The sequence below is a fragment of the Streptomyces sp. NPDC017993 genome, from assembly GCF_044328065.1.
Taxonomy (GTDB): domain Bacteria; phylum Actinomycetota; class Actinomycetes; order Streptomycetales; family Streptomycetaceae; genus Streptomyces.
Genome location: NZ_JBIRGO010000014.1, coordinates 149,817 through 169,857, shown reverse-complemented (window position 1 = coordinate 169,857; position 20,041 = coordinate 149,817). Strand labels below are relative to the sequence as shown.

The following is a 20,041-nucleotide window of genomic DNA, read 5'->3' as shown; positions in this document are numbered from 1 at the left end:
GTGGCCTACGAAACGGCCCCCCGGTGCCACTCCTCCTTGTGACCGAAGCCCCGGCCGTTGTCGATCAACCGCAGCCAGTCGGGCCGCAGCTCCCACAGCGTGGTGCGCTCCAGCGCTCCGCGGAGCCGCTCGTCCGTCGCGACGAACGGGAAGCGCTCGATGTAGAGCCGCCAGCCGGCCGCCCGCTCCGCCTCGGTCAGCGGCCGGCAGTCGCCGCGGCCCTGCAGCCCGGTCAGCCCGCTCCACTCCTGGCCGTCGCGCTGCGCGGTGAACGCCGCCCGCGCACCGGGCCGCGCGAGCGCCCGGCCGTGCCGGGTCGTGGTCGCCGTGACGAAGTACAGCGCGGGCCCGTCCGCCGCGCCCGGCGCCTCCGCATCGCTCGCGTACAGCACCGCGCACGCCTGCGGCCCGTCACCGTCCGTGTAAGCGAGCGTCATCGTCGAGTGCGCGGCCAGCGCCCGCCGGATCCCGTCCGGGCAGTTCATCCCAGTCATCCAGGCATCCTCACCCGTCACCGTCGCCGCACACGCACCGGCCCGCCCCGGGCGCGAGTGTCCGGGTGTCGACACGCCTCTCCCGGCGTGCCGACCGGCCTCCGAACGGGCCGCATCCGGCGCGCCGCGGGCCGCGCCACGCCGTGGGCGCGTGGCGAACACCCGCTCTTTCCGGTGTTCCGCCGCCGCGCCCGGCCGCGGCGGCCGCCCGCCGCGGCCCGCCCGCAGGTCAGGGGCACGACGCCGTAGGCCGCCCGGGGCCGCCGCGTACCGCCGGTAGCAGCCACCCGTACGTACCCGGCCGTGCTGCGAGCGGGTGGGCGTACGGCGGTGCGGGCCCGGTACGTTTCCCGGTCGCTCTTCCTCGTGCCAGGATCGGTGGTGCCATGACTTCGACGCCTGCCCTCCCCACTGCCACGACCGCCGCCGCCGAGATCGCCTCCTCCGCCACATCCGCCGCGGAGGCCGCCGACGGGACCGGACTGCACGGCCCGGTCACCGACTGGTTCGACGACCATGCCCGCGATCTGCCCTGGCGCCGCCCCGAGGCCGGCGCCTGGGGCGTGATGGTCAGCGAGTTCATGCTCCAGCAGACGCCGGTCAGCAGAGTGCTGCCGGTGTACGAGCAGTGGCTGGCCCGCTGGCCGCGCCCCGCCGACCTGGCCGCCGAGGCGCCGGGCGAGGCCGTGCGCGCCTGGGGCCGGCTCGGCTACCCGCGCCGCGCGCTGCGCCTGCACGCCGCCGCGTCCGCCATACAGGAGCGCCACGGCGGTGACGTACCGCGCGAGCACGGCCAGTTGCTGGCACTGCCCGGCGTCGGCGAGTACACCGCCGCGGCCGTCGCGTCGTTCGCCTACGGGCAGCGGCACGCGGTGCTGGACACCAACGTGCGCCGGGTCTTCGCCCGCGCCGTCGTCGGCCGCCAGTACCCGCCGAACGCCACCACCGCCGCCGAACGCAAGCTCGCCCGCGCGCTGCTGCCCGAGGACGAGACCCTCGCGGCGCGCTGGGCGGCGGCCACGATGGAGCTGGGCGCGCTGGTGTGCACGGCCCGCGGACCGGAGTGCGTTCGCTGCCCGATCGCCTCGCAGTGCGCCTGGAAGCTGGCCGGGTCCCCGGTGCACGAGGGCCCGCCGCGCCGCGTGCAGACATACGCCGGCACCGACCGGCAGGTCCGCGGCAAGCTGCTGGCCGTCCTGCGCGAGGCCGTCACTCCGGTGCCGCAGGTCGTGCTGGACTCGGTGTGGGACGAGCCGGTGCAGCGGGCCCGTGCGCTGGACGGGCTGGTCTCGGACGGCCTCGTGGAGCCGCTGGCCGGCGGCCGTTACCGACTGCCGCTGACCTGACGCGACCGCCGGGGCGGCGCGCCACATCAGGCACGCCGCCCTCCGGCCGTCCGCCCCTCCGCTCCGGGCCGGTCGCGGGGCTCGGGCGCGCTGATGCCGGATCAGCCGCCGGGCGGAGAGCTCCGGCGAGACCCCGGCCGGCCCCGATTGCGGCCGCCACCAGGCCCGTAGCCCTTCCGGCGGGGCGCCTTGTCCCTCCGGAGTATGACCCGCCAAGGCCCGGTGTCCGTCCGAGGTATGACCCCCGGCGGGCTGTTACACAACCGAGTGTTTTCCGTGCACTCGCTGTGGGGCCGACGCACATTACGCCGCAACACCCCCTCCGTAGCGTCTTCCTCGTGCTGGAGATGACCACCAGCGCGGTCAACGTGGGGAACGCAAGCGGATCGGAGGCGTCGGAATGGCGACCAGCGGCGGCAAGGTACTGGACTTCGAGGAATACGTACGTACGCGGCAGGAGGCCCTGCTGCGCAGCGCGCGACGACTGGTACCCGACCCGGTCGACGCCCAGGACCTGCTGCAGACGGCCCTGGTCCGCACGTACGGGCGCTGGGACGGTATAGCGGACAAGTCACTGGCGGACGCCTACCTCCGCCGCGTCATGATCAACACCCGGACCGAGTGGTGGCGGGCCCGTAAGCTGGAGGAAGTACCCACCGAGCAGCTTCCGGACGCCAGCGTCGACGACGGCACCGAGCAGCGTGCCGACCGCGCCCTGCTGATGGACATCCTCGGCGTGCTGGCTCCCAAGCAGCGCAGTGTGGTCGTCCTGCGACACTGGGAGCAGATGAGCACCGAGGAGACCGCGGCGGCGCTCGGCATGTCCACGGGCACGGTCAAGAGCACCCTGCACCGCGCGCTGGCGCGGCTGCGTCAGGAGCTGGAGAACCGCGACATCGACGCGCGGATGCTGGAGCGCGGCGAGCAGGAGAGGGATCGGTGCGCGGCCTGAGCGGCGGCTTACGGCACCGGCTACCGGGCGCCTCCCGGCTCACAGCCCGGCGCGCGACAATCACCAGAGGAACAGCGGCGGAAATCGGCAGCTGTGCGAGCAGCACGGTGAGCAGGAGCGGATTGACCAGGAACAGGTTGACCAGAAGCGGGTTGACCAAGGGCGGCGCGGCCACGGCGGGGGTGGCCGCCGTCGGCCTTTTGCTGGCCGGATGCAATCCGGGAGGCGAGGGCGTCCGTGCCGAGGGGACGGCGAGCAGCACGCCCGCGCCCAAAGGAGCGGTGTCCGCATCGCCCGCGCCGACCACCAGCGCCCAGTACAAGAAGGTCGACGCGGTCGCGCTGGTGAAGGCCGACCCGAAGGTCGGCGCCGATGTGAAGAAGTCCCTCGCCGAGCCCTGCGCGGCCGACGAGTACCCGGTCGAGGTGTCCCACGCGTCACTGACCGGCAGCAGGTCACAGGACATCATCGTCAACGTCATGACCTGCGCGGACTCGGTCGGCATCGGCGCGTACGTCTACCGCAGGGACAGCGGCGCGCGCAGCGGCTTCGACAATGTGTACGCCAACGAGCAGCCGTCGGTGTCCGCCGGGGCCAACAACGGCTACCTGGAGGTCTCGCTGCAGACCTATGACACGGATGACAAGGTGTGCTGTCCTTCCGGTGAGGATGTGATGACCTACCGGTGGGCGGGTGGCCGCTTCACCGAGAACACCGAGCACCACACCGACTACAGCAAGACCACCGGCGACGGCAGCGAGCCGGCGGACGGCACCGAACGGGAGGGTTGAGACAACCGCATGGCCGACACCCATGTGCTCTTCGTCGAGGACGACGACGTCATCCGCGAAGCCACCCAACTCGCGCTGGAGCGGGACGGCTTCGTCGTCACGGCGATGCCCGACGGCCTCGCCGGCCTGGAGGCGTTCCGCGCCGACCGCCCCGACATCGCGCTGCTCGACGTGATGGTGCCGGGGCTCGACGGCGTCAGCCTGTGCCGGCGCATCCGTGACGAGTCCACGGTTCCCGTGATCATGCTGTCGGCCCGCGCCGACTCCATCGACGTGGTGCTCGGCCTGGAGGCCGGCGCCGACGACTACGTCACCAAGCCGTTCGACGGCGCGGTGCTGGTCGCCCGGATCCGCGCGGTACTGCGCCGCTTCGGGCACGCCGGCGGCGCGGACCGCGCGGCCTCCGCGGGCGCGGCGCCCGCCGAGGCCGTCCTGCGCTTCGGCGACCTGGAGGTGGACACCGAGGGCATGGAGGTCCGCAAAGGCGGCGAGAACGTCGCGCTGACGCCCACCGAGATGCGCCTCCTGCTGGAATTCTCCGACGCGCCCGGTACGGTCCTCTCGCGCGACCGGCTGCTGGAGCGGGTGTGGGACTACGGCTGGGGCGGGGACACCCGGGTCGTGGACGTCCATGTCCAGCGGCTGCGCGGAAAGATCGGCCAGGACCGGATCGAGACGGTCCGCGGCTTCGGATACAAGCTGAGAGGCTGAGCCCCGCGGTGGTCAGGCTGGCCCTGCGGACGGGTCTGAGATGGAAGCTCAGCGCCGCGATCGCGCTCGTCGGAGCGCTGGTCGCGATCGCGCTGAGCCTTGTCGTGCACAACGCCGCCCGGGTCTCCATGCTCAACAACAGCCGCGATGTGCAGGTCGAGCGGCTCAACTTCACTGAGAAGATCTTCGAATCGACCAACCGGCTGCAGTTCGGCGCGAAGATCGACGACCCGGCCCTGCCCCAGGAGCTGCGCGACGAGGTCGCCAAGGACACCCGCGCCACCTACCTCCAGGACACCGGGCTGACCGCCCCCGAGGTTTGGGCCGCGGCACCGCTCAGCAACGGCCGGGTGCTCTCGATGCACGACAGCTTCCCCGACCGGTTCGCCGTACTGGACGACCTCGACAGCGCGCTGCTCGTCGGCTCCACCGCGGTCGTGGTCGGCGGCTGCGCGCTGGGTGTGCTGGTCGGCGGCCGGCTCTCCCAGCGGCTGCGCAAGGCGGCCGCCGCGGCCGGGAAGCTCGCCGACGGCGACACCTCGGTCCGCATCCGCGACGAGGTCGGCGGCCGGGTACGGGACGAGACCGACGACCTGGCGTGGGCGGTGGACGCCATGTCCGACGCCCTCCAGCAGCGCATCGAGGCGGAGCGCCGGGTCACCGCGGACATCGCCCACGAACTGCGCACCCCGGTCACCGGCCTGCTGACCGCCGCCGAACTGCTGCCCCCCGGCCGCCCCTCCGAGCTGGTGCGCGACCGGGCGCAGGCACTGCGCACGCTCGTCGAGGACGTGCTGGAAGTGGCCCGGCTGGACGGTTACGCCGAGCGTGCGGAGCTCCAGGGAGTCGCGCTCGGCGAGTTCGTCACCCGCCGGGTCCGCGCCCTCGACCCGGACATCCAGATCGATGTCGTACGGGACGCGGAGGTCACCACCGACCCGCGCCGCCTGGAGCGCATCCTGGGCAACCTCATCGCCAACGCCGCCCGGCACGGCAAACCACCGATCGAGGTCACCGTCGAGGGCCGGGTGCTGCGGGTCCGCGACCACGGGCCTGGCTTCCCCGAGGCGCTGTTGCGGGAAGGGCCGAGCCGCTTTCGGACCGGCAGCAGCGACCGGGCCGGGCGGGGCCACGGCCTGGGCCTGACGATCGCGGCCGGCCAGGCGCGGGTGCTCGGCGCGCGGCTGACCTTCCGCAACGCCGACGCGGTCACCGACGGCTCGACGGGCGCCGTCTCCGTGCTGTGGCTGCCGGAGAACGCGCCGACGGACACCGGCAGCTTCCCCGTCCTCCACCTCCCCGACCGCTGAGCGCGGGGCCGGCCCGGCGCGTCAGCCCTCGGTCTCGGTCCACTGCTCGTCGACGCAGTCGACCCAGCCCCGGTCCAGGTCGAGCTGCTCGCGCCGCTGCACCAACGAGATCCGGTTGCCGGAGTCGTCACGGAAGAGCGCCTCGGTGCCGTACGGCCGCTCCTGCGGCTCCTGGAAGAACTCCACGCCCTTGGCCTTGAGCGCGGTGTACTCGCCGTACACGTCGTCGGTGGCCAGCACGCCCGCGCCCAGCATTCCCTTGCCGACCAGCTGCTTGAGGGCCGCGGCGGACTCCGGGTCCATGCCGGGCGGCCCCGGCACCATCAGCGTCAGTTCGACCTCCGGCTGGCTCTTGGCACCGACCGTGAGCCGGCGCAGGCCGCCCGCACCGCCCATCCGCAGGTCCGTACGGACCTCCATGCCGAGCTTCTCGGTGTAGAACTCCTTGGCCCGGTGCTGGTCGAGCACCCAGATGGTGCTGATGGCGATTCCCTTGATCATGGTCTGCTCCTCACGGTGTCCCGCCCGTGCGGTCCCGGGCTGCGTGCGGACTTCTGCCATGTGCACTTGTGCCCGTTCACCGTAGGCAGGACTGCGACCACCGCGCTTCCTCGGCGGGACACGTGTGCACGGCACCGCGCACCCCTTGCGCCGCAACGCGAGCGGCCCCCGGCGCGTACGCCGGGGGCCGCTCGACCATCACTGGGGATCCGGGATCAGACGGACTCCGCCACCGCCGGACGGTCCACCTCAGCGGTGCCGTCCTCCGAACTCTCGGCCGGAGTGGCCGGGCCGCCGCGCAGCGGCACCTCCTTGAGGAACCAGGCCGCGGCGAAGCCGATGACGCTGACGGCCGCGCCCCACAGGAAGACATGGTGGGTGCCGGTGGCGACCGCGTGCAGGTAGGCGTCCTTGACCATGGGCGGCAGCTGGGCCAGGCCCTTGGGGTCCATCTGGGCCCCGCCGCCGGTCGCCTTCTCGCCGGCCCGGCCGATCCGCTCGGTCATCGCGGACTGCACCTGGTTGGTGAAGATCGCGCCGAAGATCGCGACGCCGAAGGAGCCGCCGATCGTACGGAAGAGGGTCGCGGAGGAGGATCCGACGCCCATGTCCTTCATCTCGACGCTGTTCTGCGCGATCAGCATCGTGGTCTGCATCAGGAAGCCCATACCGGCGCCGAGCACCGCCATGTAGGCGCCCGAGGTGAAGCGCGTGGTGTCGGTGTCCATCAGCGACAGCAGCGCCAGGCCGACGGTGATCAGGCCGCCGCCGACCACGACGAAGATCTTGTACTTGCCGGACTGGGTGGTGACCCGGCCGGCGAACAGCGACACGACCATCATCGCGAGCAGCATCGGGAGCAGCAGCAGGCCGGAGTTGGTGGCCGAGGCGCCCTGCACGGTCTGCTGGAACAGCGGCAGGAACGTCATCGACCCGAACATCACGAAGCCGACGAGGAAACCGATGAGGGTGACGAGCGAGAAGTTGCCGTTGCGGAAGATGTGCAGCGGCAGCACCGGCTCGCTGACCTTGCGCTCCACCAGGACGAAGAGGAGCAGCGCGACCACGCCGAGGATGCCGAGCCCGACGATCTGGGTCGAGAGCCAGTCGTACTCGGTGCCGCCCCAGGTGGTGATCAGCACCAGGGAGGTGATCCCGACGGTGAGCAGTGCGGCGCCGACGTAGTCGATCCGGGCCTGCGCCCGCTTCTTCGGCAGATGCAGCACCGCGGTCACCATGACCAGCGCGATCGCCCCGAGCGGGAGATTGATGTAGAAGCTCCAGCGCCAGCCCAGGTGGTCGGTGATGGTGCCGCCGACCAGCGGCCCGCCGATCATCGCGACGGCCATCACACCGGCCATCATGCCCTGGTACTTACCGCGCTCCCGCGGCGGAATCAGATCGCCGATGATCGCCATCACGCCGACCATCAGACCGCCCGCGCCCAGGCCCTGGACCGCGCGGAAACCGATCAGCTGACCCATGTCCTGGGCCATTCCGGACAGCACCGAGCCGATCAGGAAGAGCACGATGGATGTCAGGAAGACGCCCTTGCGGCCGTACATGTCGCCGAGCTTGCCCCAGATCGGGGTCGACGCGGCGGTGGCGAGCGTATATGCGGTGACCACCCACGACAGGTGCTCCAGACCGCCCAGCTCACCGACGATGGTCGGCATCGCGGTGCCGACGATCATGTTGTCCAACATGGCGAGCAGCATCGCGATCATCAGCGCGAAGAGCACCACCCGCACGCTGGCAGGCTGCTTCCCCGAACTCGGTGCCTGTTTCTGCTCTTCCCCCGCTGGCGTCGCTTCTCTTTGCGACATCCCCCATCACTCCCACTTACTTGCCGCCCGGCTAGTTCAGTACAGTGATGAAGGTAAGCCTCAACTAGCCGGTCGTCAAGTAAGTTAATGTGCGGCCGCGCCGGACCGGCAACGAGAACGCAGGAGAGCACCATGGGCACACCGCAGGCGCGCAGGGGCAACACCCGCCAGCGCATCCAGGACGTCGCTCTGGAGCTGTTCTCCGAACACGGCTACGACAAGACCTCGCTGCGGGAGATCGCCGAGCAGCTCGACGTCACCAAGGCGGCGCTCTACTACCACTTCAAGACCAAGGAAGACATCATCATCAGCCTGTTCCAGGACCTGGTCAGGCCGATCGACGAGCTGATCACCTGGGCCGAGGGGCAGCCGCGCACCCTGGAGACGAAGCAGGAAGTGATCCGCCGCTACAGCGAGTCGCTGCGGGCGGGCGAGCCCCTCTTCCGCTTCATGCAGGAGAACCAGGCCGCCGTCCGCGACCTCAGCATCGGCGAGACCTTCAAGCAGCGGATGCTCTCGCTCTTCGACCTGCTCAAGGAGCCGGAGTCGGAGCTCACGGATCAGGTGCGCTGCATCACGGCACTGTTCTCCCTGCACGCGGGCATGTTCGCGATGCAGAACGTGGAAGGCGACCCCGAGGAGAAGCGCAATGCACTCCTCGAGGTCGCCACAGAACTGGTCACGGCGGCCAACCCGCCGAGCCGCCGGCCAGCCCGGCCGGACTCAGCTCAGACAGAGTCGCCGTGAGCCCGCAGGAATCCGGTCGGCTCAACGCCCGTCCCGTAGTCAGGACCGGTGCGGACCTCGAAGTGCAGGTGGGGGCCGGAAGAGTTACCGGTGCTGCCGGACAGACCGATCTCCTGACCGGTACCGACCTGCTGCCCCACCTGGACCTTGATCGATGACAGGTGGGCGTACTGGGTGTACGTACCGCCGTCGTGCTTGATCACAATGGCGTTGCCGTACGCGGGACCGTCGCCGCCACCGTTGGGGCCGGCCTTGACGACGGTGCCCTTGTGAACGGCCTTGACCGCGGTGCCGCTGGGCACGACGAAGTCCTGGCCGCTGTGCTTGCTCGACCACATGTTGCCGGCCAGACCGAAGGTCGAGCCCAGCGTGTACTTGTCGACCGGCTTGACCCAGCCGTTGGCCTTCTTCGCGGCGGCGGCCTTGGCCTTCGCCGCGGCCTGCTTGGCCTCGACGGCCGCCTTCGCCTGTGCGTCGGCCTGCGCGGTGACGGCCGAACCGACACCCGAGGTGAGGTTCATCAGGCCCCCGTCGGCCGCGGTGGCCACACCGGCGCCGAGCGCGACCGTGACGCCGACACCGGCGGCCACAACGACGCTGCGATTGCGCAGAGCGGACTTCTTGGCGTTAAAGAGCGTGGCGAACTTCGACATGCGGGTTTACCTCCGATGAGAAATGAACTTCCGGCTGCGGACCGGGATAGCCATTCCTTGGTAACCCGTCGGCGCCGCCCCGCCAAGGGGCCTTTCTACTAAGCAATGCCGTACCGAAGGGCCGGGAAATAGGCCCACGCCGACACCACCGCGAACCCGGTACCAAACACCCAAAATCGGGCATACCGAAGCCTCGCGGCCACCCCCCATACCCCTATTGAACTGGGCATTTACCCATACGCCCCAGGGGCCCTCCCCGCTCGGACGCAACCCGCACTCCGCCCTTGCGCGCCAGGGGCACAGAACCCCCTTCCGCCCGACGCCGCATTCTGCTAATTCCTTTAGTAGGGCCTAAATCGGCTGTGCGGCAAGTCACGAATACCTAAGATCCAATGCCTTTTCGCGGGCCTTTCGGGGGTCCGTTTCGGGACCTAAGGCCTTTGTGACGTGGGTAACCGGAAGGTCGGGGGCCTTTGTGACGTGGGTTACCGAAAGGCGGAATCCTTTGTGATGCGGGTAACTCAAAAGGCCGAGAAATGTCCAAATTGGTCGGAAATGGGGCCATCGGAGCCCGGGCTCGCCGCCGGACGGTCCGCTGTGCGCGGCCGGCCCTCCTGACGGCCCCGCCCCTCACGCCCCCCGGCGCTCGCATGCGCCTCCACGCCCGCACCGACGCCCACCCCGGCAAGGGCAAGGGCCGCCCGCCCGACCGACCCCGGGCCCCTGGCCGCCGCACACACCGCCCCCGGGCGCCTGCCCGGCACCTTCCGCACCTGCCCGCCGGCCGCGCCCTCGCCTAGGCTGAACCCTCAACGACCGTGTCCTGAAAAGCAGTTACGGGGAACGCATGGATCCCACGACCGTCGCCGCCCGCCTCACGCCGCATGTCATCGATCCGCTGATCCGCAAGCTCTTCGCAGACGACGGCCCCGCAGCCGACCTCGTCGACCGCCCCGTACGCATCTCCCGCCTGGTCTCCTTCTCCGGTGAGAAGCGCACCCTGACCGAGCGGGACCTGGATCACATCGCCGCGGTCCTCGTCGAGCGGGCACTGGAGGGGGACGGGCCCGGCGAGCGCCTCATCGGCCCCGAAGAGGACCGTCCCGTCACCCACGCCCTCGCCCGCACCCTGCGGGCACTGGATGAGATCGACATGGACGACCTCCAGGCCGCCCGGCTGCTGCCCGCAGCGTTCGCCCGCCAGCTGCGCGAGACGGTTCCAGGCGTCACCGAGCGGCTCACCGAGCGCGGCGTCCGGCTCCACGGGCTGCTCCTGGACACCGCGGCCCTGCACATCCTGCACTTCTTCACCCGGCGCTCGGCGTTCGTCGCCCGCACCCTCACCGAGCAGAGCCGCACCCTCACCGAGCTGCTCCACGGCCACGGGGCCCTCGCCACCCTGCCGCCGCCGTCCCGCTCCACCGAGGACGCCGCCTTCGAGGAGCGCTACGCCCACGACACCGCCGTCCTCCACAACCACCTCACGATCTTCGGCATCGACCTCGCCCACTCCCCCGACAGCTGGCCCCTGGACACCGCCTACCTGGGGCTTCAGTGCGAGCCCGGCGCCCTCGACGACGCCGGCGGGGGCCCGCCACCCGCCGGCGGCACCCCCGGGGACGCCGCCGGCCAGGACGAGCCACCGGTCCCCGCCGAGCAGGCGCTCTCCGGCCGCAGCCAGGTCATGGTCCGCGGCGTCGCCGGCTCCGGTAAGACGACCCTGCTCCAGTGGCTGACGGTCGCCACCGCCCGCGACGAGCTGCCCGAGGCGCTGTCCGCCCTCCGCGGCCGGATCCCGTTCCTGCTGCCGGTACGCCGCTTCGCCCGCGACGGCTTCCCCTCCCCCGCGTCGTTCCTGACCGCCGTCGGCTACCGGCACGCCGCTTCCCAGCCCCCCGGCTGGGCCGAGCGCGTACTGTCCGCGGGCCGCGCCCTGCTGCTGATCGACGGCATCGACGAGGCCCCGGAGAGCGGCCGCGAGGAGGTGCGCCGCAAGCTGCGCGACTGGACCACGCGCTACCCCGGCAACGTCTGGATCGTCACCTCCCGACCCTCCGCCGTACGGGACAACTGGCTCGCCGCCGAGGGCTTCACCGAACTGGCCCTGGCGCCGATGAGCCGCGAGGACATCGCCGCGTTCATCCAGCGCTGGCACCGCGCCGCCGCCCAGGAGAACCCCGCCGACCTCGACCGCCTCGGCCAGTACGAGCACACCCTGCTCAACGCCGTCCGCATCACCCGCGACCTCGGCCGGCTGGCCACCAACCCGCTGATGTGCGGTCTGCTGTGCGCCCTTCACCGCGACCGACGCGGCTACCTCCCCAACGGCCGCAAGGAGCTCTACGACGCCGCACTGTCGATGCTGCTGGAGCGCCGGGACCGGGAGCGCGCCATGGTCGCCACGGACGGCGTCGACCTGACCCGCCAGCCCAAGATCCAGCTGCTGCAGAAGCTGGCCCAGTGGATGCTGCTCAACGGCCGCTCCGAGATGGACAAGGACGTCGCGATCGAGACACTCGCGGAGCACCTGCCCGCCATCCCGGACGCGGCCCGCCAGGGCGGCCCCGAAGACGTCTTCCGCCACCTCCTCAACCGCACCGGGCTGCTGCGCGAGCCCACCCCCGGCACCGTCGATTTCGTGCACCGCACCTTCCAGGACTATCTCTCCGCCCGCGCCACGGTGCAGCGGCACGACTTCGGGCTGCTCCTGAAGCACGCCCACCACGACGACTGGGAGGACGTCATCCGGATGGCCGTGGCGCTCTCCCGCCCGGACGAGTGCGCGGCCCTCCTGGACGGCCTGCTCGCCCCGCACCCCGGGGTACGCGCCGCCGAGGCCCGGCACCGCAAGCTGCTGGCCGCCGCCTGCCTGGAGCACGCCACCGAGCTGGACCCCGCGGTACGCGCCCGTGTCCAGCGCTTCACCCGCGACATGGTGCGCCCCAGCACACCGTCCGCCGCCCGCGCCCTCGGCTGGATCGGGCCGATCGTGCTGGAAATGCTCCCCGACCCCACCGGCGTCCCGGACGACGAGGCCCACCTCCTCGCCATCACCGCGACCTCCATCGCCGACGACATGGCCATCGACTACCTGACCGGGCTGCGCGACCGGGCCCACCACGACATCCGGGCGCAGCTCGCGGGGGCCTGGCGGCGCTACGACACCGCCCGCTACGCCCGCGAGATCATCGCCCACCTGGAGCCGGCCGAGTTGTACTTCCCGGTCTCCGACCTGGAGGAACTGCACGCGCTGCGCCGTCTGGGCGGCCGTCCGCACCTGCGGATCGCCGGGGCCTTCACCCCCGACCAGCTCATCGAGGCCATCGCACCGGCCGACGGGCTGACCCGGCTGTGGCTCGGCTACGACCTCGGTGTGTCCATGGAATGGCTGTCCGCCTTCCCCCAGCTGGACATCCTCATGATCGGCAACCGGATCCGCCCGGTGACCGGCGTCCCCGACGGCATCCGCGTCATCCAGCTGTAGCGCACCGCGGCATTCGCCTGCCCGGCAGCCCCGTCACCCCTCCCGCCACACAGAACTGCCCCGGAACCGTACGGAACGGTTCCGGGGCAGCTTCTGTCGTGCGGTGCGGACGCGGGTTATGCGTCCTTGCTCAGGTTCGGGCCCGAGCCGCCGGCCGCGGACTCGATCGGCGGGGCGTCCGGCAGAGCCGACTTCTCCTCGCCGCGGAAGGTGAACTTGGCGGTCTCACCCTCACCCTCGACATCGACGACCACGATGTGGCCCGGACGCAGCTCGCTGAAGAGGATCTTCTCCGAGAGGGCGTCCTCGATCTCGCGCTGGATCGTCCGGCGCAGCGGCCGGGCGCCGAGCACCGGGTCGTACCCGCGCTTGGCCAGCAGCGACTTGGCCTCGGAGCTGAGCTCCAGACCCATGTCCCGGTCCTTGAGCCGCTCGTCCACCTTGGCGATCATGAGGTCGACGATCTGGATGATGTCTTCCTCGGTCAGCTGGTGGAAGACGACGGTGTCGTCGACACGGTTGAGGAACTCGGGGCGGAAGTGCTGCTTGAGCTCTTCGTTGACCTTGTTCTTCATCCGCTCGTAGGAGGACTTGCTGTCGCCCTGCGCCGCGAAGCCCAGGTTGAAGCCCTTGGAGATGTCCCGGGTGCCGAGGTTGGTCGTCATGATGATGACCGTGTTCTTGAAGTCCACGACCCGGCCCTGGGAGTCGGTCAGGCGACCGTCCTCCAGGATCTGCAGCAGCGAGTTGAAGATGTCCGGGTGGGCCTTCTCGACCTCGTCGAAGAGCACGACGGAGAACGGCTTGCGGCGCACCTTCTCGGTGAGCTGGCCGCCCTCTTCGTAGCCGACGTAGCCGGGAGGCGAACCGAACAGCCGGGAGACCGTGTGCTTCTCGCTGAACTCCGACATGTCGAGGGAGATCAGCGCGTCCTCGTCGCCGAAGAGGAACTCCGCCAGCGTCTTGGACAGCTCGGTCTTACCGACACCGGACGGGCCGGCGAAGATGAACGAGCCACCGGGACGCTTGGGGTCCTTCAGGCCGGCACGCGTACGGCGGATGGCCTGGGAGAGCGCCTTGATGGCGTCCTTCTGGCCGATGACGCGCTTGTGCAGCTCGTCTTCCATCCGCAGCAGACGCGAGGACTCCTCCTCGGTGAGCTTGAAGACCGGGATGCCGGTGGCCGTCGCCAGAACCTCGGCGATCAGCTCCTCGTCCACCTCGGCGACGACATCCATGTCGCCGGCCTTCCACTCCTTCTCCCGCTTCGCCTTCGCGGCCAGGAGCTGCTTCTCCTTGTCGCGCAGGCCCGCGGCCATCTCGAAGTCCTGCGAATCGATCGCGGACTCCTTCTCCCGGCGCACGTCGGCGATCTTCTCGTCGAACTCGCGCAGGTCCGGCGGCGCGGTCATCCGGCGGATCCGCATCCGGGAGCCGGCCTCGTCGATCAGGTCGATCGCCTTGTCCGGCAGGAAGCGGTCGGAGATGTAGCGGTCGGCCAGGGTGGCGGCGGCGACCAGGGCGGAGTCCGTGATGGAGACGCGGTGGTGCGCCTCGTAGCGGTCCCGCAGGCCCTTGAGGATCTCGATGGTGTGCGGCAGCGACGGCTCCGCGACCTGGATCGGCTGGAAGCGGCGCTCGAGGGCCGCGTCCTTCTCCAGGTGCTTGCGGTACTCGTCGAGCGTGGTGGCACCGATGGTCTGCAGCTCGCCTCGCGCCAGCATGGGCTTGAGGATGCTCGCGGCGTCGATCGCGCCCTCGGCGGCACCCGCACCCACCAGGGTGTGGAGCTCGTCGATGAACAGGATGATGTCGCCGCGGGTGCGGATCTCCTTGAGCACCTTCTTCAGGCGCTCCTCGAAGTCACCGCGGTAGCGGGAGCCGGCGACCAGCGCACCGAGGTCGAGGGTGTAGAGGTGCTTGTCCTTGAGGGTCTCGGGCACCTCGCCCTTGACGATGGCCTGCGCCAGGCCCTCGACGACCGCCGTCTTGCCGACGCCGGGCTCGCCGATGAGGACCGGGTTGTTCTTGGTACGGCGGGACAGCACCTGCATGACCCGCTCGATCTCCTTCTCGCGCCCGATGACCGGGTCGAGCTTGGTTTCACGAGCGGCCTGGGTGAGGTTGCGGCCGAACTGGTCCAGGACGAGCGAGGTCGAGGGCGTGCCCTCGGCCGGGCCGCCTGCGGTGGCGGCTTCCTTGCCCTGGTAGCCGGAGAGCAGCTGGATGACCTGCTGCCGCACCCGGTTGAGATCGGCGCCCAGCTTCACGAGGACCTGGGCGGCGACGCCCTCGCCCTCGCGGATCAGGCCGAGCAGGATGTGCTCCGTACCGATGTAGTTGTGGCCGAGCTGGAGGGCCTCGCGGAGCGAAAGCTCCAGGACCTTCTTGGCACGGGGGGTGAAGGGGATGTGCCCGGACGGAGCCTGCTGGCCCTGCCCGATGATCTCCTCCACCTGCTGGCGGACCGCCTCGAGCGAAATCCCGAGGCTCTCCAGGGCCTTAGCGGCGACACCCTCACCCTCATGGATCAGGCCCAGGAGAATGTGCTCGGTGCCGATGTAGTTGTGGTTGAGCATCCGGGCTTCTTCCTGAGCCAGGACGACAACCCGCCGCGCGCGGTCGGTGAACCTCTCGAACATCGTTAATCGCTCCTCAGAGCGGTCAGGCAGTTAGGGGTCGGTCCCCTCCCTGTCCTTCCGCATGCTAGTCCCGCAGGGCGGGACAGCTCATTCCAACTGCCGACACCCGTCCTTGGCCTCCTGCCCCGAACAGCCGACATCTGCTCCAACCCGATGGTGCGAGACGATGTTCCCGCAGGCCAGGCATATACGCCCTCCGCCACTACGCCCGTGGCGAACGCGCCCTTTGTCGACACGCCCGTCGACCGCCCGCCATCAGCGCGGGCCCGGCGCATTGCACGCGGTCACACCGTTTCTTCCCACTGGGAATGTCTTACCCGCCGCCACTGACACTCCATGCGGCGCGGGGCCGTTCCATCCGCTACGGGCGAACAACCGCGCGCCACTGAATGCGCCGCCACACCCCTCTCCATCAGCACGGTACGTATTCAACTGTCAACCCAGCGTAACTTCCCCGGTATTCGGCAGTTGCACCGAGCATGGCCCGCGCGCTTCCGCGACCCCGCAGCCCTCTCTCCGCCGTACGCCGGTGGTACGAGGAGGAGCTGGGCTGGCCGACCACCGGCACCGAGCCGGTGGAGCTGCTCACGGGGCTGCGCTTCGACGTCCTGGAGCTGCCGGCCGAGGCGGGCACCGCCGTGCTGCGCAGGCTGCCGCACACGGGCCCGGTGGCGCTCCTTCGGGATCCGCGCGGCGCCCGCGGCCCGCACGGCGCCCGCCGCGCGGAATGCGGCGGTTGGTGCGCGCACTGCGGACACGACGGGAAACGCCATGCTGATCGGCCGAAATTGCTCATCCTCATCGCGGCGGGTGGCGCGGAGGAACTCCCGGGAATCCTGGAATGGCTGGAGTGGGGCGACCTCGTGCCGGATCTCACGGCACGAGGGGCCGGAGACCGGATCCCCGCTCCTTCGCTCCCCACACCTGCGTTACGGACGGCCGGTCCGTCATCGTGCGGATTCGGCACGCGGGAGGCCGCGGGATGGCTGCGACCTCCCGAGCCAGGCTGCGAGGCCGGCAATTCCCTGCCCACCACGGGGTTCGGGGCAGGAATCGGGGACGTTGGGGGCGCCCCCGACCTCGTACGACTCGTGAGCGCGGCGGCGACGGAATGCCACCGGGCCCGGTTGCTGCGTGCTCGTAAAGCCCAATCGGATCGCGCGTGTGGCGATCAGCCGTTGGCCTTCTCGTATGCCTCGCGAATGTCGGCGGGGACACGGCCACGGTCATTGACGTTGTAGCCGTTCTCCTTCGCCCAGGCGCGCACCTTGGCGGTGTCCTGAGTCCCGGAGGCAGCACGCGCCTTGCCACGTCCCGAGGAAGCACGACCACCGGTACGGCGACCGGCCTTGACGAAGTCGGCGAGCGACTCGCGCAGCTTGGCAGCGTTGGCGGTGGTGAGGTCGATCTCGTAGGACTTGCCGTCGAGAGAGAACGTGACGGTCTCGTCGGCTTCGCCGCCGTCGAGGTCGTCGACAAGAAGAACCTGAACCTTCTGTGCCACCGGGTTTCCCTTTCATCGAATGTGGATTACGACGGAAAGCAAACCGCTTTTCCTGGAAAAACACAAACCCTTGGGTAGGGTTCAGTTGCCCGCAGACCGGGGAACGCATCCTTCCGTAGCCATGAGATAGGGGAGCGATTCGGACATAGAACACTGATCACAGGTGCAGAAGCATCCGACTGTTACCCAGGGTGTTCGGCTTCACTCGTTCGAGACCGAGGAACTCGGCAACGCCCTCGTCATAGGAACGCAGCAGCTCGCTGTAGACATCGCCGTCAACGGGAGTCTCGCCGATCTCCACGAAGCCGTGCTTGACGAAGAAGTCGACTTCGAAGGTGAGACAGAAAATTCTGCGTACTCCGAGCCATCGCGCGGTGCTCAGCAGCTTGTCGAGGACTTGGTGCCCCACGCCGGAACCCTTCAGCTGCGGGTCCACGGCAAGAGTGCGCACCTCTGCCAGGTCTTCCCACATCACATGGAGTGCTCCGCAGCCGACCACGGCGGCATCTTCGTCCCGCTCGGCGACCCAGAACTCCTGGATGTCCTCGTAAAGGGTGACGGTGGCTTTGTCGAGCAGGATCCCGCCCCGGGAGTAGGAGTCGATGAGGCCGCGTACGGCGGGTACATCGCTGGTCCTGGCGCGGCGGACGGTGAGGCCTTTTGAATGCGGAGGCATGCGGGGACGCTATCGCCCCTTGCTCGCGTCGCCCGCTTCGGGTTCATCGCCTTCAACCGGCGGGTCTTCTTCCGGCTCTTCCGCGGCTTCCGGCGCCGCGGCTTGAACGGGTGCCACCACTTCTGCCGCTTCGGGTGGTTCATCGACCTGCACCATGCGTACGGCATCACGCAGGGCATGTCGTTGTTCCGGCGACATCATGCCGAAGAAGGCCACGAGAGCGGCCGCCGGGTTGTCACTTGCGGACCATGCTTCGTTCATGAGTGCGGCGGAGTAGGCGGCGCGGGTCGAGACCGCCTCATAGCGATAGGCGCGGCCTTCCGCTTCGCGGCGCACCCAGCCCTTCTGATGGAGGTTGTCCAATACGGTCATGACCGTCGTGTACGCGATCGACCGTTCCTTCTGGAGATCTTCCAGGACTTCTCGAACGGTGACCGGGCGGTTCCACTCCCAGACCCGCGTCATCACCGCGTCTTCCAGATCACCCAAGCGTCTCGGCACACAAGAAGAATAGTGGGAAATGTCGCGAATGACGGTTGATCTCGCTGCGTTGTGCAGGAAAAAGGATGTACGACCCGGGACGATCAATCCCGGGCCGTACAGTGCGCGCAGGCCGCCGGAAAACCGGCGGGGCGTCAGGCGCCGTGCGCCGTGGGGCCCTGGTGGGCGGCGTCGGAGCGGTTGAGCGCGGCGTCCACTGCGGCGTCTTCCTTGGACTTGTTCGCGCCACCCTGGCTCTTGACGATCGTGACGATCAGCCCGGTGAAGGCCACCGCCATCACCACGGGCGGAAGCAGCGCTGCGACGTAATCCATGGCGTGGGCCTCCTTGAGACGTGAGGTTTCCAGGGTACGCAGCGCTCAGGCGGTGCGGGTCTCGGGGGGCGGGGCGGGCTTGCGGCGGGGCGGGAAGACCTCTCCCGGAGTGGGGATGGGGCGCTCCGGCTTCGGGGGCTGCGACTGCGGCTTCGGCGCGGGGCGCGGCTCGGGCTCGTCGTCGGGGCGCTTCTCCGGCTCGTCGGCGGACCGGCCGCCGGGCAGCGCACGCAGCCGGACGCGTACCGAGTGCTCGGCCAGCCGCTCGCAGTGGCGCAGCAGCGCGGTGCGGCGCTCACCCTCCACCGCGCCGGTGCGCCGGGCGCTCAGGGCGCGCAGGGCGGCGAGGTCGTCGGGGCCGGGGACATAGCCGGTCGCCAGGACCTCCTTGAGCTGAGCGAGATAGCCGGCGACGGAGCCCGGCAGGGCTTCGCGGTAGCGGGCGAGATCGGCGAGCAGGAAGGCGCGCAGCCGGCCGCCTTCGCGGACCGCCTCGTCCACCGCCTCGGCCAGCCGGAGGTATTCCTGGATGTCCTCCGTCCGGTCCGGGGCGAACGCGCCGAGCGGGGCGGAGGGGGACGTCGACTGCAGGACATGGGCGAGGGCGCGACGGAGCACACGCAACTCATCGGCACCGAACGCCATGCCGCCGCGGGATCCGTAGGGCATAGGCATGCCGCGACTTTACGACCGTTTCGGACAAATGCCGCTTAATTCGTGCGCTGTGGCGCGGCCGCGAGCCGCGCCGCAGCGCCCGTGAGGGACGTGCCGGACGTGCCGGACCTGCCGGTCACGACCGGGCGATGTTCCGTTCGTAGACCAGTCGCAGGCCGATGAGGGTGAGCCACGGCTCGTGCTCGTCGATCACCGAGGACTCGCCCAGCACCATCGGCGCCAGACCGCCGGTGGCGATGACCGTCACCTCGTCGGGGTCCTCGGCCAGCTCCCGGGCCATCCGCTGCACCACGCCGTCGACCTGGCCGGCGAAGCCGTAGAGGATGCCGGACTGCATCGCCTCGACGGTGTTCTTGCCGATGACGCTGCGAGGCCGGGCCAGTTCGATCTTGCGCAGCTGCGCGCCCTTGACCCCCAGGGCGTCCACCGAGATCTCGATGCCCGGCGCGATCACCCCGCCGACGTACTCGCCGCGGGCACTGACCGCGTCGAACGTGGTGGCCGTACCGAAGTCGACGACCACCGCGGGCCCGCCGAACAGCTCGACCGCCGCCAGCGCGTTGATGATCCGGTCGGCGCCGACCTCCTTGGGGTTGTCCATGAGGATCGGCACGCCCGTCTTGACGCCCGGCTCCACCAGGACCGCGGGGACGTCGCCGTAGTAACGGCGGGTGACCTCGCGCAGCTCGTGCAGCACGGAGGGCACCGTGGAGCAGATGGCGATGCCCTCGATGCCGTCGCCCAGCTCCTCGCCGAGCAGCGGGTGCATGCCCATCAAGCCCTGGAGCAGCACCGCGAGTTCGTCGGCGGTGCGCCGGGCGTCGGTGGAGATCCGCCAGTGCTCGACGATCTCCTCACCGTCGAAGAGGCCCAGAACGGTGTGGGTGTTACCCACGTCAATGGTCAGCAGCATG

19 protein-coding genes are annotated in these 20,041 nt (G+C 70.0%); 8 read left to right on the top strand and 11 right to left on the bottom strand.

Going from position 1 to position 20,041, the window contains the following annotated elements; genetic code table 11:
• Positions 1-5 precede the first annotated feature (5 nt).
• A complete protein-coding gene (locus ACH4FH_RS25490) occupies positions 6-494 on the bottom strand; it encodes a pyridoxamine 5'-phosphate oxidase (protein WP_398558199.1) in 489 nt (162 codons plus the stop codon).
• A 386-nt stretch (positions 495-880) separates the two neighbouring features.
• On the opposite strand from ACH4FH_RS25490, the gene ACH4FH_RS25485 reads away from it, so the two are divergent.
• From ACH4FH_RS25485 to cseC, 5 genes are all read left to right on the top strand, one after another.
• Entirely contained in the window at positions 881-1,840 is a 960-nt protein-coding gene (locus ACH4FH_RS25485; RefSeq protein WP_398558198.1) for an A/G-specific adenine glycosylase, read from the top strand.
• Positions 1,841-2,240: 400 nt separating this feature from the next.
• Positions 2,241-2,792: a SigE family RNA polymerase sigma factor gene (locus ACH4FH_RS25480; protein WP_393896442.1), complete on the top strand. Its 552-nt coding sequence runs from the start codon at positions 2,241-2,243 to the stop codon at positions 2,790-2,792.
• Positions 2,793-3,073: 281 nt separating this feature from the next.
• A complete protein-coding gene (locus tag ACH4FH_RS25475; protein WP_398558197.1) occupies positions 3,074-3,583 on the top strand; it encodes a hypothetical protein in 510 nt (169 codons plus the stop codon).
• Positions 3,584-3,592: 9 nt separating this feature from the next.
• Positions 3,593-4,294 (top strand): two-component system response regulator CseB, encoded by a 702-nt coding sequence (gene cseB, locus ACH4FH_RS25470; RefSeq protein WP_398558196.1) that lies wholly within the window; start codon positions 3,593-3,595, stop codon positions 4,292-4,294.
• Between the two features lie 8 nt (positions 4,295-4,302).
• Entirely contained in the window at positions 4,303-5,604 is a 1,302-nt protein-coding gene (gene cseC, locus ACH4FH_RS25465; RefSeq protein ID WP_398558195.1) for a two-component system sensor histidine kinase CseC, read from the top strand.
• Positions 5,605-5,625: 21 nt separating this feature from the next.
• Here cseC and ACH4FH_RS25460 read toward each other — a convergent pair whose 3' ends face one another.
• Positions 5,626-6,105 carry a VOC family protein gene (locus tag ACH4FH_RS25460; protein WP_398558194.1) on the bottom strand — a complete coding sequence of 160 codons (480 nt, stop codon included), beginning with the start codon at positions 6,103-6,105 and terminating at the stop codon, positions 5,626-5,628.
• Between the two features lie 215 nt (positions 6,106-6,320).
• Positions 6,321-7,931 (bottom strand): MDR family MFS transporter, encoded by a 1,611-nt coding sequence (locus tag ACH4FH_RS25455; protein WP_398558193.1) that lies wholly within the window; start codon positions 7,929-7,931, stop codon positions 6,321-6,323.
• Positions 7,932-8,063: 132 nt separating this feature from the next.
• On the opposite strand from ACH4FH_RS25455, the gene ACH4FH_RS25450 reads away from it, so the two are divergent.
• Positions 8,064-8,678 (top strand): TetR/AcrR family transcriptional regulator, encoded by a 615-nt coding sequence (locus ACH4FH_RS25450; protein ID WP_398558192.1) that lies wholly within the window; start codon positions 8,064-8,066, stop codon positions 8,676-8,678.
• Here ACH4FH_RS25450 and ACH4FH_RS25445 read toward each other — a convergent pair.
• Positions 8,660-9,331 carry a M23 family metallopeptidase gene (locus ACH4FH_RS25445; RefSeq protein ID WP_393896450.1) on the bottom strand — a complete coding sequence of 224 codons (672 nt, stop codon included), beginning with the start codon at positions 9,329-9,331 and terminating at the stop codon, positions 8,660-8,662. The two genes, ACH4FH_RS25450 and ACH4FH_RS25445, sit on opposite strands and share 19 nt — an antisense overlap.
• A gap of 847 nt (positions 9,332-10,178) precedes the next feature.
• Between ACH4FH_RS25445 and ACH4FH_RS25440 the strand changes: the two genes are divergently transcribed.
• Positions 10,179-12,815 (top strand): NACHT domain-containing protein, encoded by a 2,637-nt coding sequence (locus ACH4FH_RS25440; protein ID WP_398558191.1) that lies wholly within the window; start codon positions 10,179-10,181, stop codon positions 12,813-12,815.
• A 116-nt stretch (positions 12,816-12,931) separates the two neighbouring features.
• On the opposite strand, the gene ACH4FH_RS25435 is transcribed toward ACH4FH_RS25440, so the two are convergent.
• Positions 12,932-15,457, bottom strand: a complete 2,526-nt coding sequence (locus ACH4FH_RS25435; RefSeq protein ID WP_398558190.1) for an ATP-dependent Clp protease ATP-binding subunit — start codon at positions 15,455-15,457, stop codon at positions 12,932-12,934.
• A gap of 479 nt (positions 15,458-15,936) precedes the next feature.
• Here ACH4FH_RS25435 and ACH4FH_RS25430 point away from each other — a divergent pair, with 479 nt between their 5' ends.
• A complete protein-coding gene (locus ACH4FH_RS25430) occupies positions 15,937-16,698 on the top strand; it encodes an SCO3374 family protein (RefSeq protein ID WP_398558189.1) in 762 nt (253 codons plus the stop codon).
• Here the strand turns inward: ACH4FH_RS25430 and ACH4FH_RS25425 are convergent.
• From ACH4FH_RS25425 to ACH4FH_RS25400, 6 genes are all read right to left on the bottom strand, one after another.
• On the bottom strand, positions 16,629-16,961 hold the full coding sequence (locus ACH4FH_RS25425; RefSeq protein WP_398558188.1) for an Lsr2 family protein: 333 nt from the start codon (positions 16,959-16,961) through the stop codon (positions 16,629-16,631). The two genes, ACH4FH_RS25430 and ACH4FH_RS25425, sit on opposite strands and share 70 nt — an antisense overlap.
• Positions 16,962-17,118: 157 nt before the next feature.
• Complete coding sequence (locus ACH4FH_RS25420) at positions 17,119-17,637, bottom strand: amino-acid N-acetyltransferase (RefSeq protein ID WP_398558187.1); 519 nt, start codon at positions 17,635-17,637, stop codon at positions 17,119-17,121.
• Between the two features lie 9 nt (positions 17,638-17,646).
• Positions 17,647-18,102: a BlaI/MecI/CopY family transcriptional regulator gene (locus ACH4FH_RS25415; protein WP_398558280.1), complete on the bottom strand. Its 456-nt coding sequence runs from the start codon at positions 18,100-18,102 to the stop codon at positions 17,647-17,649.
• A 170-nt stretch (positions 18,103-18,272) separates the two neighbouring features.
• Positions 18,273-18,452, bottom strand: coding sequence for a hypothetical protein (locus ACH4FH_RS25410; protein ID WP_393896455.1), 180 nt, complete (start codon positions 18,450-18,452; stop codon positions 18,273-18,275).
• 45 nt (positions 18,453-18,497) lie between these two features.
• On the bottom strand, positions 18,498-19,127 hold the full coding sequence (locus ACH4FH_RS25405; RefSeq protein WP_398558186.1) for a hypothetical protein: 630 nt from the start codon (positions 19,125-19,127) through the stop codon (positions 18,498-18,500).
• A 115-nt stretch (positions 19,128-19,242) separates the two neighbouring features.
• A complete protein-coding gene (locus ACH4FH_RS25400) occupies positions 19,243-20,040 on the bottom strand; it encodes a type III pantothenate kinase (RefSeq protein ID WP_393896457.1) in 798 nt (265 codons plus the stop codon).
• Position 20,041: the final 1 nt, after the last annotated feature.